Genomic DNA, 15,796 nt, shown 5'->3' on the forward strand with positions numbered 1-15,796 from the left:
CCTTTCTCTGGCGTCGCGAAAATGTCTTCCACGCTGCGGTTCATCCGTTTTTTCGTTTGCATGCTGTTGGTGTCGTTTCCTGCGTTCGGAAAAGCGGAGAAGGGGCCATCCGCATCGTCGCCGACGCATGCATCCGAGGTCGCGCCGCTTGAGTTACGCATCGCGATGGTGTCAGATGGGCATGCCGACTACTTCATCCGCCTGCTGGAAGAGTCGTTGCGCTTGATTCATCAGCCCTACCATCTCCACTACGTGAAGGACATTCCCGCCCGCCGCATGTGGTGGATGCTGGGTAACGGCGACATCAATCTGTTCTACGGCATGCGCACGAAGGATAAGGACAGCAATAAACAGCTCGTTCCCGTGCGTAGCGCACTGACCAATGGCTTGATCGGCCAGCGTGTGTTATTGATCCGTCGAGCCGATGCCGCAGTCTTTGCCCGCGTCCAGTCAGTGGGCGACTTGAAGCGTACCGGGCTGATCGCCGGGTTCGGCGCCGGCTGGGGCGATGCGAAAGTATGGAAGGCGGCGGGCTTGCCGCTGTATGAGCATGCCGCGCCATGGACCACGATTTATGCGATGGTGGATGCGGGAACCCGGCACGTCGACTATCTGCCGCGCGGTGTCATCGAGGTATTGGACGAGGCGCGTGGACATCCAGAATTGGCGGTGGAGCCGCGCCTGTTACTGGATTATCCAGGCGACTTTGGTTTCTATCTGGCATCTTCGGCCGCCAGTTATCGGCCCATCATCGAGCGGGCTTTGAGAGAAGCCGAAGCCACGGGACTCAAGGCACGCCTGATGGACGAGGCGTTCGGCGCCGATATCAAGGCGCTGGGCCTGGATCGCCGCCTGCGTCTGCATCTGTCGGCCCCGACGGAACCTTAGCCGTCGATGAGGATCTCGTCGACGCGGTCGGGATAGAAGGCCAGGTGGCCGCCGATGGCGGCAACCGCCTCGTAGGGCGCCTCGTAAGTCCAGACGGCGTTGAGCGTGCGCTCTCCGCCGGACGGAATGCTGTAATAGCTGCATTCGCCCTTGTACGGACAGTACGTCGTGTGCTCGCTGCGTTGCAGCTGGCTCATATCGACATCGGCACGCGGCACATATTGCACCGCCGGGTATGTCGCTTCGCGCAGCGTCAGCGCGTGGGTGCTGTCCGCCACCACCTTGCCGGCAACGACGACGCGCACACGGCCCGGCGTCGCTTCGATGGTGATGGGGTGATCTGGCCCGGGAATCTTCACGGTACGTTGGGTAGTCATGTCGGAATGCCTTTCCTTGAGTAGTGCGGCGCCGGCCGACAGGCCGAACGCAGCGTTCATTATAGGGATACCGCGAATATCATGCTGAAGCGCTGGATGGCCGGCGACGTCCCGACCATCGCCCTGGCGGTCGGTTACAGCAGGGCCAACACTTCGCCGGTGCTCAAGCTGTTCCTGTCGCGGCTGGTCGAGTTGGCCGCCGGCTGAATATGCCGTCCTGGAGTTGGAGGCGGCATAACCTCGGAGGTAATGGATACGCTGACCCCTTCGTCATAAAATGAAGGACCTTTCCCTACGGAGCCGTGATGTCCACGATACAGGTCGATCGTTTGCTTGGCACACCTGCGCTCACCGTCAGCGACGTGCGCTGCGCTGGCGGATGCCGGCATGAAGACGAGCTGGAATGCGCGCAGTCGACGCACATCGTGTTTCCCTATCGCGGCGTGTATGTACGCAGCGTAGGGCAGGACGTCACCGTGGCCGACGGCAACCAGGTCTTGTTCTTCAACGAGCAGCAGGAATACCGTATCAGCCATCCGGTCGAGGGCGGCGATGCCTGCCTGTCCATTTCCGTCGATCCCGCCACGTTGCGCGAGCTTGCACCGGCATCGATGCTGCAAGCGGGTGGCGGCAGCGCTTTCTTGCGTCAGCAACAGCGCATCGATTCCCAGACGCAAATGCTGGCCGCCCAGCTTCGCCACGGCGCGGCCGAACCGTTGGAGGCCGAAACGCTGGTGCTGGCATTGTTGCGCCGTGCCTTGGGCCGCCCGGCTGAGACGCCTGCCGGTGCCACCGTCGGGCGCAGGCGTCTGGTCGAGCGCGTCAAGTTGACGCTGGCCGGCGACGTGGCGCGGCGCTGGACGTTGACCGAGATCGCCGCCGAGACCGGTGGCTCGCCGGTCTACCTGACGCAGGTTTTTCAGCAGGTCGAGGGCATTCCGTTGTACCGCTATCAACTGCAGCTGCGCCTGGCGCGGGCGCTGTCGGTCATCGATCAGTACGACGACTTGTCGGCGATGAGCTTCGACCTCGGCTTTTCCAGCCACAGCCACTTCAGCGCCAGCTTCCGCCAGGCCTATGGCCGCTCGCCTTCCGCGTACCGCAAATTCACTAAAGATTTCGACAGCGGCAGATAATGCCTTCGGCGATAGTGAGTCATCTGCTCACTACCCAGGAAACTCAAATGCTGCGCTTCATTCTTTCGCTGGCTTTGCTGGCGCCTTTGGCTTGCATGGCCTCCGACCACCTCGACACGCCCAGCGTGATCGCCGATCCGCGCACCGATATCGGCGACCTGTATGCATGGACCTCGACCGATGGCCGCCGTCTCAACCTGGTCATGACCATCGTCGGCCACAGCTTTTCCGACAAGACCGACTACGTGTTCCACATCGATAGCGGCAAGACCTTCGGCAAGACGGCGCACACCACCACGGTCCGGTGCAACTTCCCGTCTGCCGGCATCACCAGCTGCCGCGCCGGCAACGACGACAGCGCGCAAGGCGACGCCAGCCAGCCCGTCGGCCTCGACAGCGCCAAGCACCATTTCCGCGTGTTTGCCGGATTGCGTGACGATCCCTTTTTCAACAACGTCAAAGGGACCCGGGCGGCATATTCGGTGGTCTTCGATGCCTTGCAGCGTGGCACGGCGATGGATGCCGCGGGTTGTCCTTTGCTGACACAGGAGCAGTCGGACATCCTGCTGGAGCAGTGGCGGCATACCGATGGCGGTCCGGCCACCAATTTCCTCAAGGGCTGGACGCCGGCGTCGATCGTGGTCTCCATTGACCTGCCGCTGGTAGCCAAGGGCGGCAAGCTGCTCGCCGTATGGGCCGCGACGCGGCAAGGCGGCCGCCAGATCGACCGCGCCGGCCGGCCGCTGACCGGCAACGCCTTGCTTGGGACCATCGCAACAGACGACATCAGCGATGTGTTGAAGGAGCGGTACAACGCCGCCACGCCGTCGACCTCGGCGGAGTTCACCGCGGAGATCGGCAAGGGACTTGCCTTGTATGACAGCTTCGATGGCGCATGCGGCAACCAGTGGTTGATCGAGAAAGCGGCGTCGCCATCGGAACGCTATCGTGCGCTGGCGGCGCTGCTTGCCGACGACCGCTTGTGGGTCAATACGGAATCGCACAGCTGCACGCAGCTGTTTGCCGTCGAGCTGGCCCACCTGGGCCGGCAGGAAAAATGGCACGGCGACTGTGGCGGACGCACACCCAACTACAACGCGGTCAACGAATACCGCTCGCTGCTAGTGAACGGAACTACGCGAGGTGTGGATGACGGCGTCACGCACGACGAGCTGCGCCATTCGGACGATGTGTTTCCATTCCTCGCCGCGCCCGGCCAGAGGGAGAAATATTGAACTCCCGCAGCCTGAGGCGCGCGGCCATTTGGGCATGCCTGCTGCCGATCCCGGCATTCGCGCACAGCGGAACGGGGCTTGCAGGAGGCCTTGCCGCCGGATTCGCGCATCCATGGAACGGACTCGACCACCTGCTGGCGATGGCGGCGGTGGGATTATGGGGCGCTTTTCTTGGGCGGCCGATGGTCTATCTGTTGCCGATGATTTTCCCGGCGATGATGGTGTGCGGGGCCATGCTGGGCATGTTTGGCGTGTGGCTGCCGCCGGTTGAAATCGGCATTGCAGCATCGCTGCTGATGCTGGGCGTGTGCGTGGCCGGCGCCTTGCGCTTGCCCGCCCGGGAGGCGTGTTTGATTGTCGCGGTATTCGCCATATTTCACGGCTATGCGCACGGGCAGGAATTGCCGTCGGCGGCGGATCCTGTCGGCTACAGCATCGGCTTTGTCTTCGCGACCGGGCTGGTGCATTTATCCGGCATCGCGCTGGGCATGTTGAAGGATAACGCCGCAGGCCTGCGGATGATACGGGGTTGCGGCGCCGCGATTGTGATCGTGGGTGGGTGCTTGTTGGTGCGGGCGGTGATTTCATGACAGGGGAGAGCTATGCAGTTGTTTTGCTGGCGGGCGCTTCGGGCCTGGCGTTGTCGGCCAACCCGGTCGCCGGGCGGTTGAAAGCCTATGCCGGTTTTGTGCTGGCCATGTCGCTGGCCGCGATGATGCCCTTGCCGCCGGCACTGGCCCGGCAAGCCGGCTGGTATTGCATCATCGCGCTGGCCCTCAGTTTACATCTGCCGCTGCTTGCCCGCTTGCAGCTGGCTTTGTCTGTCGCAGCCGGGTTTTGTGCCGGTGCTTCGATGACGTCGCCGTACGTGGCAGCCATCGCCGTGCTGCTGATTTTTCCTGCCGGACTGCTGATCGGCAACCGCGCTCCCGTGCTGGTGAAAATCCTGGCGGGATGGCTGGCTGCCGTCGCCTTGCTCACCATATCGCTGGCATATCTTCCCGTCAGTCCGGGCTACATGCCCGACCATCTCGATTAGGTTAGGTTTTGATATGAACAAACTACGTGGCATCGTCGGATTTGTTGTTTCGCTTTGCATGCCTGCCCAGGCGCACGACTTCTGGCTGCAACCGGAGCACTTCAAAATTTCTCCCGGTGCGTCGACGCCGATGACCTTGCAGGTTGGCCATGGCCCGTTTCGCCAGCGCTCGCAGATTCCGTTGCGGCGCATAAGCCGCTTTTCCGACATCGGCATCGACGGCGGTGTCACCGACCTGCGACCTTCATTGCACGCGGGCGGCGCTACCGACGACGGCATGCTGACGTTCAAGCAGGCGGGCACCCATGTACTGCTGCTGGAGACGGATAGCAAGGCGCAGAGCCATTTGCCGGCGCTGCGCTTCAACGACTATTTGCGGGTTGAGGGGCTGACGCCGGCGCTGGAGGAGCGGCAACGGAATAAAAGCCTCAACGCGGAGGGCTCGGAGAATTACAGCCGCTGCGCCAAGGTCATCGTGCAGGTGGGGGCGGATGCCGGCGGCCGCGTGACGTCGCCGGTAGGGTTACCGCTGGAAATCGTGCCGGAGATGAATCCTCACGCACAGCCGCGGTCCGGGCGCTTGCCGATTGTCGTGCTGTACTTCGGCAAGCCGCTGGCCGGCGCCACCGTCAAATTGACCAATCTTGACCATGACGCCGAGCCGTTCGAAACTCGCGTCAGCGACAGCCGTGGCCGCGCTGACTTCGGCATGCCCCAATCCGGCCGCTGGATGCTGAACGTCATCTGGACCAGGGCGCGGCCGCGCGGCAGCGACACCGACTTTGAAACCGTCTTCTCCAGTCTCAGCTTTGGCTTCGAATAACGCGCTAGCTGATGCCCCACAGCTTGAGCGCTTCGCCGGCGATGATCTCGGGGCGTTCTTCCGGCCAGAACAGTTTGCTGCCCGCGATCATTCGCAAGCCCTTCGAATTGCCGAACAATCCGTCGAGATAGCGCCCGCCTGGCGGGGCAAAGATCGTGTCGTCAGCGCCCCACAGGATGCGCGTGGGCACGGTGGAATTGCGCAAGCCGCCGGCGACACCCGCCAGCACGTTGCGTTCGAGTGCCAGAGCGTAGGCGTGCACCAGGTCCTTCCTCCGTTGCGACGCCACCAAAGGCCCCAGGTAGCAATCGATCGCCTCGTCGCTCGGATTGGCCGGATTGCCGTAGCATTGGCCACCCAAGCCTTCCCTGGACCGCGCCAGCGGCTTGTCCTTGACCCATGCGGCCAGCCAGCGGTCGGCAAACGTGCCGTCATGCGCCATATCGATCACGGGCTTCAGGGCGGCTGGCGGGCAGTCGATCTCCGAGTCGCAGTTGGTCAGCAGCAGGGAGCGGATTCGCTGCGGGTGGCGCGTCAACAAGAGTTGCGCCACCGCGCCGCCGCTGTCGTTGGCAACCAGGTCGACCTGTGCGACGCCCAGTGTATCGAGCAGAGCGACCAGCATGGCGACCTGCGCATCCGGTCCAACATCCTGGCCAGCCGCCACCTCGGTGTAGCCGAGCGCCAGGAAGTCCGGCGCGATGCAGCGGCGCCATGGACTCAGCCGCTCCAGCGCGCCGCGCCATTGGAAGCTGTTCAGCGGGAAGCCATGCAGAAACAGTGCGGCTTGTCCCTGACCTTGTTCCACGTAGGCGATGCGTCCGAAGCGCGTGGTGGCGAACTTGCGCATAGCGTGGAACCGCGCGGCGTCGATGGGGGCGGGCATGGCGTGCGGTTCCGCCGCGCCGGCCAGAGCGACGGCGGCCATCGCCGCCGGCAGTGCGATAAATGTCCTGCGTTTCATGGTGTAGTCCTGTCGGATTGAAAACGCCAGCATCGCGCAACGGATGCTGGCAATCAATTACGCGCCATTTCCAGGATTGATAACCTCGGAGGTTATGGTTGTGTGTCGCAAACGTGATTAGAATGCTCTCATGGAAAATACAGCACACATAGGCGGCCTGCTGCGCGAATGGCGGCTGAGCCGCCGCCTGAGCCAGCTCGACCTGGCGCTGCGGACGGATATTTCGTCCAGGCATCTCAGCTACGTGGAAAACGGCAAGTCCAAGCCCAGCCGCGAAATGATTGCCCGGCTGACGGAGTCGCTGGCGGTGCCGCTGCGCGAGCGCAACAATCTGTTCATCGCCGGCGGATTTGCGCCGATGTACCCGGAAACCTCCATCGATACGCCCAAGCTGGCGCAGATGCGCTTTGCGATCGAAGCCATGCTGGCGCAGCAGGAGCCATATCCGGCGTTTTTGCTGAACCGGCACTGGGATGTGCTGATGGCGAACCAGGCCGCCCGCAAGCTCAACCGCTTCATGCTCGGCGGCCACGACAGCAAACACGGCAATATGTTGCACCAGATTTTCGATCCCGACGATTTGCGGCCGGCCATCGACAACTGGGAAGATGTCGCCGGCAGCCTGCTGCGCCACCTGCACAACGAAGTGGCGGCCGTGCCTTCCGACACGAAGGCCAGACAGTTGCTCGATGACATGTTGGCCTATCCCGGCGTGCCCACCCACTGGCGGCAGCGCGACCTGGCCACCGCGCCGGCGCCCATCCTGACCACCGCGTTCCGGCGCGACGGTGTGCAGATCAGCTTTTTCTCGACGATCACCACTTTTGGTACCCCGCGCGACGTCACGCTCGATGAATTGCATATCGAAGCATGTTTCCCGACTGACGACATCACCGCCGATTTCTGCCGCCGCCTCGGTTAGGGAGGTTATTTGTGCGTAATCGCACGGTCTGCCCGGGCGCAACGGGGTATGTTGACTCACCGAATATTTCTGGCGAGTCTACCCATGTCGTATCCATTCCGTATCGTTGTGGCGCTGGCCGGGGCGTCGTTGCTCTACAGCGGCGCCGTGCTGGCCGACCCGCCTTCCCGTGTGGCGCGGCTGGCTTACAGCTCCGGCCCCGTCAGCCTTTCGCCGGTTGGCCGCGATGACTGGCAGGCGGCCGGCATCAACCGTCCGCTGGTGGCGGGCGACCGCGTCTGGGCCGCCGACGGCGCGCGCGACGAAGTGCAGGCCGGCCCGGCCAACGTGCGCATGGGCGCCAATACGCTGGTCACGCTGCTCAATGTCGATGACCGGACCACGCAGCTGCAACTGTCGCAGGGGCGCCTGAACCTGCGCGTGCGCCAGATGCGGCCGGACGAGGTGCTGGAGATCGATACGCCGAATCTGGCGTTCAATATCCGCAAGCCCGGCCACTACCGCCTCGACGTGGATGCCTCGGGCAATGCCACCCAGGTGTCGGTGATCGACGGCCAGGGCGAGGCCTATGGCGAGGGCAATGCCTATCTCATCGATCCCGGCCAGTCCTACCGCTTCGGCGGCACCAATCTGACGGATTTCAGCGTGACCCAGCCGCCGCCGGCCGACGAGTTCGACCAATGGGCAGCGCAGCGCGACCGCCGGCTCGACCATCCCGCGTCGGTGCGCTATGTTTCCAGCGACGTGGTCGGCTACGAAGATCTGGATGACAACGGCAACTGGCGCGACGTGCCGGGCTACGGCAATGTATGGATGCCTGCCCATGTGGCGTCGGACTGGGCGCCGTACCGCGACGGCCATTGGGCTTGGGTCGATCCCTGGGGCTGGACCTGGGTCGACGATGCGCCGTGGGGTTTCGCGGTCACGCACTACGGACGCTGGGCGCAGACGCCGGCTGGCTGGGGTTGGCTGCCCGGGCCAGTGGCGCAACGGCCGGTGTACGCGCCGGCGCTGGTGGTGTTTGTCGGCGGCGCCAATCTGCTGCTCGACGAGCGCTCGCGCGATCATGGCGTGGCGTGGTTTCCGCTGGGACCGCGCGAGGTCTATCGGCCGTCGTACCGCGCCAGCCCGCGCTATGTCACCAATATCAATGTCAGCAACACGGTGGTCAACCAGACGCAGATCACCAATGTCTACAACAACGTTCAGGTCAATAACATCCGCTATGTGAACCGGCAGGCGGTAACGGCGGTGCCTGCGGCGGCGTTTGCGCAGTCGCAGCCGGTGCGCGGGCACGCGATGTACGTTTCGCCGCAGCAGCTGGCTGCTGCGCCGTTGGCGACGTCGGCCCCGGCAAGGCCGCAACGGCCTGCGCCTGGAACGCACGAGGGCCCGCGCCCTGCGCCGGCTCTTCTGGCACGGCAAGCGGTGGCCAGGACGGCGCCGGCAGCGGTGGCGCCGCGGGTTCATCTGGTCAAGGCGGACCATCCCGCGGCGCCGATGCCTGTTCCTGCCCATGCCGGGCCGCCGGCTCCCCAGATCGCCGCGCACCGGGATCCGAGCCGGCCGCAGCCTGGCGCCCAGCCGGCGCCGCGCGATCAGGCGCACCCACAACCCCAGCCGACGCCGAGGCCGCCGGAGATGGCCCGCGCCCAGCCGCAGCCGCAGCCGACGCCGAGGCCGCAGGAATTGGCGCACGCACAGCCGCGCCCACAACCGATGCCGCCTCATGAGCAACCGCAAACGGCGCCGAAGCCGCAGGAACTTGCGCACGCCCAGCCACGTCCACAACCGATGCCGCCGCATGAGCAACCGCATCAGCAATCGCAACCACAAACGGCGCCGAAGCCGCAGGAGCTGGCGCATGCCCAGCCACGTCCGCAACCGATGCCGCCGCATGAGCAACCGCATCAGCAACCGCAGCCAGCGCCGCGGCCGCAGGAGCTGGCGCATGCCCAGCCGCGACCGCAGCCGGCGCCGCCTCCGCATGAGCACACCCAACCTCATCCTCAACCAGCTCCTCAGCAGCACGAACAGGCGCATGGCCAGCCTCATCCGCAGCCTGGGCAGGAGCCGCCAAGCCGTGAAGCGGCGCATCACGATCCGAAGCACGAACCCAAACGCGAATAGCCAGGAGCATATCCGTGGACTTTCCTACCCGTCATTTGAACCAGCCCTTGCCTTACGACCCGTCCTACGAAATCGAGGAGGACGACGAGGCCGGCACGATCGCCGGTCTGCAGGAGCAGATGCACTACATTGCCGACACCGTGCGCAAGGACACCGGCCACGCCCATCGCGGCGTGCACGCCAAGAGCCACGGCCTGCTGCGCGGCCGGTTGCGCGTGCTGGACAACCTGCCTCCCGACTATGCGCAGGGCTTGTTCGGCAACGCCGGCGGCGAGTGGCCGGTGGTGATGCGGCTGTCGACCACGCCGGGCGATATGCTGGACGACAAAGTCTCCACGCCGCGCGGCATGGCCATCAAGGTCATCGGCGTGCCGGGCGAACGCCTGCCCGGCGGCGGGGCCGATGTCACGCAGGATTTCGTCATGGTCAACGGCCCGGTGTTCCTGGCGCCGACCGCAAAAAAATTCCTTGGCAGCGTCAAGCTGCTGGCCGCCACCACCGACAAGGCGCCGGCGCTGAAGGAGGCGTTGTCGGCCGCTTTGCGCGGCACCGAAAAGGCGCTGGAAGCCGTGGGCGGCGAGAGCGGCACGCTCAAGGGACTGGGCGGCCAAGCGGAAACCCACATCCTCGGCGAGACCTTCTTCACTCAGGTGCCGGTGCTGTACGGCCGCTACATGGCCAAGCTGTCGCTGGCGCCGGCGTCGCCGGAACTGCTGGCGCTGCGGGACAAGGAAGTCGACCTGGAGCACAAGCCCAACGGCCTGCGCGCGGCGGTGGTGGACTTTTGCACCGTGCACGGCGCCGAATGGGAGTTAAGGGTGCAACTGTGCACCGATCTGCAAACGATGCCGATCGAAGACGCTTCGGTGGAATGGACCAGTCCCTGGATCGCTGTGGCGCGCATCACGACGCCGCCGCAGGCCGGCTGGACCCACGGCCTGTCGGTGCTGGTCGACGACGGCATGCAGTTCAGCCCATGGCACTGCCTGGCCGCACATCGCCCGCTCGGCTCCATCATGCGGGTGCGGCGCGCCGTGTATGAGGCGTCGGCCCGCTTCCGTGCCCGGCGCAACGGCGCGCCGCTGGCCGAGCCGCACAATCTCGACAACTGGAAAGAGCACTGATCAGGATTCGCCGTAGCGTCCGCGTATCTCGCTGAGCACGCCTTGTCGCTCGAGGCGCTGGATGGCGCCGTTCAGCAACTCCAACTGTGCCTGCGTGGTGCTGTCTTTATTCAGCATCAGGTGCACCGGCGCGCGCAGCACGGTGAACGGCAGCGCGCTGATGGCGAGGCCTTGCTCCCTGGCTTCGTGGCGCAGCGCGGCGGTGTCGCCGAGGATCAGGTCGGCGCGGCCGGCCTCGAGCATGCGCACGCCTTGCTGAAAGCTGAGAAAGGTGCTCAGCAGTCCCGATTGCGCCAGCTCGGGCTGCACACGCGCGTAGGCCTTGCCATACCAGCCCATCTTGGGCGCCAGCAATGACAGCTTGTTGCGCGCCAGCGCATCGAGACTGCCGATGCCCCGGTAGCCGGCCAGCTTGCCGGTAGGGACGAACACACTGACGGTTTCATAGCGGTAAGCGATGCTGAAGCGCGCGTACTTGCGGCGCTCGGCCGTGTCCGAGGCCGCCAGCAGCAGGTCGATGCCGCCTTGTTCGAACTGGCGTTGCCGGCGCGCGGTCGGCAACTCGGGCAGCAGCTGCAGCGTGCAGCCCGCTTCCTTCACAATGGCTTGCGCCAGTTCCCAGTCCAGGCCGGCGGGCGGCGAGTTGGGTTTGCTGTAAAGATAAGGCGGCCATTGTTCCATCGCCAGCTTCAGCTGGCAGGATTCCGCCGTGGCGGCCCAGGCTGGTATGACAATTGCATGCGTCAACGCCATGACGGATAACACGTGACGCGCTTGCATGGAGATACCCCTTCTTGGTCTTTGGCTACAATTTGCCAGATGTGACGGGAATGTCAAGCGCACCTTTGCCTGCCCACCCACCACCTATAAGGACCGACATGCTTCCATTCCGCTTTCACCTCTCCCGCTTGCTGGCGCTGGCCAGCCTGAGTGCCGCCATGCTGGCGCCGCTGCCGTCGCAGGCCGGCTCGGCGCTGGTGCTGCTGACCGACTTCGGCACCTCGGACGGCGCGGTGTCGGCCATGCACGGCGTGGCCTACGGCGTCGATCCGACGCTGACCGTGTCCGACCTGACGCACCAGATACCGGACTACGACATCTGGCTCGGCGCCTACCGCCTGTACCAGACCGCCAACTATTGGCCCAAGGGCAGCGTGTTCGTGGCGGTGGTCGATCCGGGCGTGGGCACCAGCCGCAAGTCGGTGGTGTTGAAAACCACGGAAGGCCGCTACTTCGTCGGCCCCGACAACGGCCTGTTCACGCTGATCGCCGAGCGCGACGGCGTGGCCGAGCTGCGCGAGATCGACGAGACCGTCAACCGCCTGCCGGGCTCGGGCGAGTCCTACACCTTCCACGGCCGCGACGTGTATGCCTATGTCGGCGCGCGGCTGGCGTCCGGCGCGATCCGCTACGACCAGGTCGGCCCGCTGCTGCCGAGCGCTTCGGTGGTGAAGATCCCTTACCAGCAACCCGTGCGCAAGGGCGGGGTGGCGCGCGGCATCGTGCCGGTGCTTGATGAAAAGTACGGCAACGTCTGGACCAATATCCCCAAGTCGCTGTTCGACGAGCTGCAGATCGCGCTGCACGACAAGGTGCGGGTGCGCATCCTGCACGGCGGCAAGCAGGTGGCCAGCGTGGTGGCGCCGTATGAAAACACCTTCGGTGGCGTGGCGGCCGGCAAGCCGCTGGTCTATATGAACAGCCTGATGGATGTCGCCGTGGCCATCAGCCAGGGCAATTTCGCCGCCAAGCACCATGTGGGCTCCGGTGTCGACTGGGAGATTGAAGTGAGCAAGGCATCGCCGTCGAGGAAATAGATCGCTATTGTGCGCCGTCAGACAATACAGTTGTTACACTTTCACTTTCTGAATCTGGGCGCCTTATGTCTGCATTACCTGTTTCCACCTCATCCGCGGTAGCCGAGCCGGCCTGGCGCTTCATCGGCGGCGGCACGCCCATGCGCGACATGGTGCAGGCCCATGCGTGGGAAGACACGGCGCTGGGACCGATCGCCGGTTGGCCGGCCTCGCTGCGCACCAGCGTCGGCATCGTCCTGCACTCGGTGCATCCGATGTTCCTGTGGTGGGGCGAGCAGCTGGTGCAGGTGTATAACGACGCCTACGTGCCGTGCTTCGGCGCAGGCAAGCATCCGGCCGCGCTGGGCCAGCCCGGCCGCGAGTGCTGGCCGGAGACCTGGCCCATCATCGGCCCGCAGATCGACTGCGTGCGCAACGGCGGCGAATCGCAGTGGTATGCCGACAATCTGGTGCCGATCTGGCGCAACGGCCGCATCGAGGATGTCTACTGGAGCTACACCTACACGCCGGTGTTCGACGAGCACGACCGCGTCGGCGGGGTGCTGGTGGTGTGCACCGAAACCACGTCGCAGGTGCTGGCCGAGCGCCGCCGCCACGGGCTCGACATGCTGGCGCGCAGCCTGCTCAACTGCCGCAGCGAACAGGACGTCCTCGCCAGCATCGCGCAGTGCGTGGCCGACAATGCGGCCGACCTGCACGGCGTCGAGCTGTACCACGGCGACCCGCCGGTCGAGCAGGGCGACGGCACGCTGGTCATCCGCAGCGCCGAGCTGCAACTGTGCGACGACCTGGCGCTGGTGTTCCGGCTGTCGCCGCGGCTGCCGCTGGACCACAACTATCGCCAGTTCCTGGAACAGATCACGGCCGCCGTGTGCGCCACGCTGAGCCGGCTGGAAAGCGACCGCGCGCTGGCGCAGGCGATGGCGGAGAGCGAGCGCCTGAACATCGACCTGAACATGTCCTCGCGCATCAAGGATGAATTCCTGGCGATGCTGGGCCACGAGCTGCGCAATCCGCTGGCACCCATCGTCACCGCGCTCAAGCTGATGAAGCTGCGCGACACCGGCAGCGCCAACGAGCAGGCCGTGATCCAGCGCCAGGTCGACCACCTGGTGCGGCTGGTCGACGATTTGCTGGACGTGTCGCGCATCGCCAGCGGCAAGGTCGAGCTGCGCAAGGAAACCGTGGCGCTGGCGGACGTGCTGAACAAGGCGATCGAAATGACCAGCCCGCTGCTGGAGCAGAAGCAGCACCAGTTGCTGGTCGACCTGCCCACCGCGCGCTGGCATGGCGATCCGGCGCGGCTGGCGCAGGTGGTGTCCAACCTGCTGAGCAACGCCGCGCGCTACACGCCGGCCGGCGGCCACATCACGCTGTCGACCCGCATCAAGGGCGACTGCCTGCAGATCCAGGTGACCGACGACGGCAACGGCATAGCGCCGACCTTGCTGCCGCACATCTTCGACCTGTTCGTGCAGGGCAACCGCCAGCTGGACCGCGCCAAGGGCGGGCTGGGTATCGGCCTGGCGCTGGTGCGCAACCTGGTGCAGATGCATGGCGGCGAGGTCAGCGCCTACAGCGCCGGCGAAGGACGCGGCAGCACCTTCACCTTGACCTTGCCCGGGTCGGTGGTGGCCGAGGCCGAAACGCCGGCCGCGGCGGCGCCGGAAACCATGGCCGGCCATGGCGCCAGCGTGCTGGTGGTGGACGACAACCAGGACGCCGCCGATTCGCTCGGCGACCTGCTGGGCGCGCTGGGCTACAGCGCGACGGTGGCCTACGATCCGGCCCACGCCATCGTCGCCGCCGGCGGCGCCATGCCGCAGGTGGCCATCCTCGACATCGGCTTGCCCGGCATGGACGGCTTCGAACTGGCCGGCCATCTGCGCGGCCTGCCGGACGGCGCGGCGCTGAAGCTGATCGCGCTGTCCGGCTACGGCCAGGAGCACGACAAGTCGCGCAGCCGCGCGGCCGGCTTCGATGCCCATCTCGTCAAACCCGTCAATATCGCCGAACTGCAAACCGTGCTGGACAACCAGATTGGTTGAAGTTATCAAAAATAGTTGTATATTTCTTAAATAAACCATTAAAATAGCCTCGTGGAAACTTTTGTCTGGCACGAGGACGGTATGGAACTGGTTTACAAGAACGAAAAAACGCTGTTTGCGATCATGCTGGGCGTGTCCGTGCTGATCTGGGCCGGGCTGCTGCTGGGAACCATGGGCATGGCGCTGGTGTGGCTGCTGCTGTTTTTCATCGCCTGGTGTTTCGCCCAGTCGGCACTGGTGTCCTATCTGCGCGGCACGGCGGTGCGCATCACGCCGCAGCAGTTTCCCGACCTGCAGCAGCGCATCGTCACCTGCTGCCAGCGCCTCGGGCTGGAGCAGGCGCCGGAGGCCTACCTGCTGCAGATGGGCGGGCTGTTCAACGCCTTCGCCACGCGCTTCCTCGGCAATCACTACATCGTGCTGTACTCGGACGTGGTCGATGCGCTGGAGGACAAGCCGGACGCGATCAATTTCTACATCGGCCACGAGATCGGCCACATCAAGCGCAACCACCTGCGCTGGTCGGCGCTGCTGGCGCCGGCTTCGCTGGTGCCGCTGCTGGGCGCGGCCTATGCGCGCGCCCGCGAATACACCTGCGACCGCCACGGCTTCCACGCCTGCGACGATTTGAAAAGCGCGCAGGTCGGGCTGGCGGCGCTGGCCGCCGGCGGCAAGCGCTGGCGCCAGCTGAGCACGGCGGGCTACGCGGCGCAGGCGCGCGAGTCGTCCGGCTTCTGGATGTCGTTCCATGAGCTGGTCGGCGACTACCCGTGGCTGGTCAAGCGCATGGCCGTGGTCAAGGGCCTGGCCGCCGGTAGCGAAGTCGAGCAACCCGGCCGCCACGGCCTGGCCTATGTGCTGGCGCTGTTCGTGCCGCGCCTGGGCGTCGGCGGCCTCGGCTCGCTGATCGGCGTGGTGGCGCTGGCCGGCGTGCTGGCCGCCGTGGCGATTCCCGCCTACAGCGACTACACGGCGCGCGCCCGCATGGCCCAGGTGGTGGCGGTCGGCCACGGCGCGACGGCGGCGGTGGAGCGCTACTTCTACGCCAACGGCCGCGGCCCGGCCACGCTGGCGCAGGCCGGCTATGCGATGGACGACCCCAGCCACGTGGTGCAGGAGGCCACCGTCGACGCCGGCAACGGCATGGTGCGCGTGTTCCCGGCCGATCCCGGCTACCGCGGCAAGGCTATTGCTTTCACGCCAAGAGTGGACGAGAATAAGCGTGTCGTCTGGCAATGTGGCAGCGAGGAAATTCCCGCACGCGTGCTGCCGCCGGACTGCCGCAACTAACGC

The 15,796-nt window shown here is 65.3% G+C and carries 15 protein-coding genes and 1 pseudogene; 13 read left to right on the forward strand and 3 right to left on the reverse strand.

Annotated elements, in window-relative coordinates; genetic code table 11:
* Positions 1–21: 21 nt before the first annotated feature.
* Positions 22–888 (forward strand): hypothetical protein, encoded by an 867-nt coding sequence (locus ACSQ3S_RS04435; protein ID WP_436141667.1) that lies wholly within the window; start codon positions 22–24, stop codon positions 886–888.
* Here ACSQ3S_RS04435 and ACSQ3S_RS04440 read toward each other — a convergent pair.
* Positions 885–1,265 (reverse strand): DUF427 domain-containing protein, encoded by a 381-nt coding sequence (locus ACSQ3S_RS04440; protein ID WP_436141668.1) that lies wholly within the window; start codon positions 1,263–1,265, stop codon positions 885–887. The genes ACSQ3S_RS04435 and ACSQ3S_RS04440 overlap by 4 nt on opposite strands.
* Before the next feature lie 102 nt (positions 1,266–1,367).
* On the opposite strand from ACSQ3S_RS04440, the pseudogene ACSQ3S_RS04445 reads away from it, so the two are divergent.
* From ACSQ3S_RS04445 to ACSQ3S_RS04470, 6 genes and pseudogenes are all read left to right on the forward strand, one after another.
* A pseudogene (locus tag ACSQ3S_RS04445) lies at positions 1,368–1,472 on the forward strand (LysR family transcriptional regulator); the annotation flags it as partial.
* A gap of 98 nt (positions 1,473–1,570) precedes the next feature.
* Positions 1,571–2,401, forward strand: a complete 831-nt coding sequence (locus ACSQ3S_RS04450; RefSeq protein WP_436141669.1) for a helix-turn-helix domain-containing protein — start codon at positions 1,571–1,573, stop codon at positions 2,399–2,401.
* 47 nt (positions 2,402–2,448) lie between these two features.
* Positions 2,449–3,636 carry a hypothetical protein gene (locus ACSQ3S_RS04455; RefSeq protein ID WP_436141670.1) on the forward strand — a complete coding sequence of 396 codons (1,188 nt, stop codon included), beginning with the start codon at positions 2,449–2,451 and terminating at the stop codon, positions 3,634–3,636.
* Positions 3,633–4,226 carry a HupE/UreJ family protein gene (locus ACSQ3S_RS04460; protein ID WP_436141671.1) on the forward strand — a complete coding sequence of 198 codons (594 nt, stop codon included), beginning with the start codon at positions 3,633–3,635 and terminating at the stop codon, positions 4,224–4,226. Before ACSQ3S_RS04455 ends, ACSQ3S_RS04460 begins: the two co-directional genes overlap by 4 nt.
* A complete protein-coding gene (locus ACSQ3S_RS04465; protein WP_436141672.1) occupies positions 4,223–4,675 on the forward strand; it encodes a hypothetical protein in 453 nt (150 codons plus the stop codon). The genes ACSQ3S_RS04460 and ACSQ3S_RS04465 overlap by 4 nt, the downstream gene beginning before the upstream one ends.
* Positions 4,676–4,688: 13 nt before the next feature.
* A complete protein-coding gene (locus ACSQ3S_RS04470) occupies positions 4,689–5,498 on the forward strand; it encodes a DUF4198 domain-containing protein (RefSeq protein ID WP_436141673.1) in 810 nt (269 codons plus the stop codon).
* 4 nt (positions 5,499–5,502) lie between these two features.
* Here ACSQ3S_RS04470 and ACSQ3S_RS04475 read toward each other — a convergent pair whose 3' ends face one another.
* Positions 5,503–6,462 carry an alpha/beta fold hydrolase gene (locus ACSQ3S_RS04475; protein ID WP_436141674.1) on the reverse strand — a complete coding sequence of 320 codons (960 nt, stop codon included), beginning with the start codon at positions 6,460–6,462 and terminating at the stop codon, positions 5,503–5,505.
* A 130-nt stretch (positions 6,463–6,592) separates the two neighbouring features.
* On the opposite strand from ACSQ3S_RS04475, the gene ACSQ3S_RS04480 reads away from it, so the two are divergent.
* The 3 genes from ACSQ3S_RS04480 (at position 6,593) to ACSQ3S_RS04490 (ending at position 10,638) form a co-directional block, all read left to right on the forward strand.
* Positions 6,593–7,384 (forward strand): helix-turn-helix domain-containing protein, encoded by a 792-nt coding sequence (locus tag ACSQ3S_RS04480; RefSeq protein ID WP_436141675.1) that lies wholly within the window; start codon positions 6,593–6,595, stop codon positions 7,382–7,384.
* Between the two features lie 84 nt (positions 7,385–7,468).
* Positions 7,469–9,514 (forward strand): DUF6600 domain-containing protein, encoded by a 2,046-nt coding sequence (locus tag ACSQ3S_RS04485; RefSeq protein ID WP_436141676.1) that lies wholly within the window; start codon positions 7,469–7,471, stop codon positions 9,512–9,514.
* Between the two features lie 14 nt (positions 9,515–9,528).
* Entirely contained in the window at positions 9,529–10,638 is a 1,110-nt protein-coding gene (locus tag ACSQ3S_RS04490) for a catalase family protein (RefSeq protein WP_413448749.1), read from the forward strand.
* Here the strand turns inward: ACSQ3S_RS04490 and ACSQ3S_RS04495 are convergent, their stop codons facing one another.
* Positions 10,639–11,418 (reverse strand): substrate-binding periplasmic protein, encoded by a 780-nt coding sequence (locus ACSQ3S_RS04495; protein WP_353405045.1) that lies wholly within the window; start codon positions 11,416–11,418, stop codon positions 10,639–10,641.
* A 98-nt stretch (positions 11,419–11,516) separates the two neighbouring features.
* Here ACSQ3S_RS04495 and ACSQ3S_RS04500 point away from each other — a divergent pair, with 98 nt between their 5' ends.
* The 3 genes from ACSQ3S_RS04500 (at position 11,517) to ACSQ3S_RS04510 (ending at position 15,793) form a co-directional block, all read left to right on the forward strand.
* Positions 11,517–12,455 carry an SAM hydrolase/SAM-dependent halogenase family protein gene (locus ACSQ3S_RS04500; protein ID WP_353405046.1) on the forward strand — a complete coding sequence of 313 codons (939 nt, stop codon included), beginning with the start codon at positions 11,517–11,519 and terminating at the stop codon, positions 12,453–12,455.
* 65 nt (positions 12,456–12,520) lie between these two features.
* Entirely contained in the window at positions 12,521–14,503 is a 1,983-nt protein-coding gene (locus ACSQ3S_RS04505; protein WP_436141677.1) for an ATP-binding protein, read from the forward strand.
* A gap of 81 nt (positions 14,504–14,584) precedes the next feature.
* Complete coding sequence (locus ACSQ3S_RS04510; protein WP_436141678.1) at positions 14,585–15,793, forward strand: M48 family metalloprotease; 1,209 nt, start codon at positions 14,585–14,587, stop codon at positions 15,791–15,793.
* The last annotated feature ends 3 nt before the right edge of the window (positions 15,794–15,796 follow it).

The organism is Duganella sp. LjRoot269, from assembly GCF_964254095.1.
GTDB lineage: Bacteria > Pseudomonadota > Gammaproteobacteria > Burkholderiales > Burkholderiaceae_D > Rugamonas > Rugamonas hordei.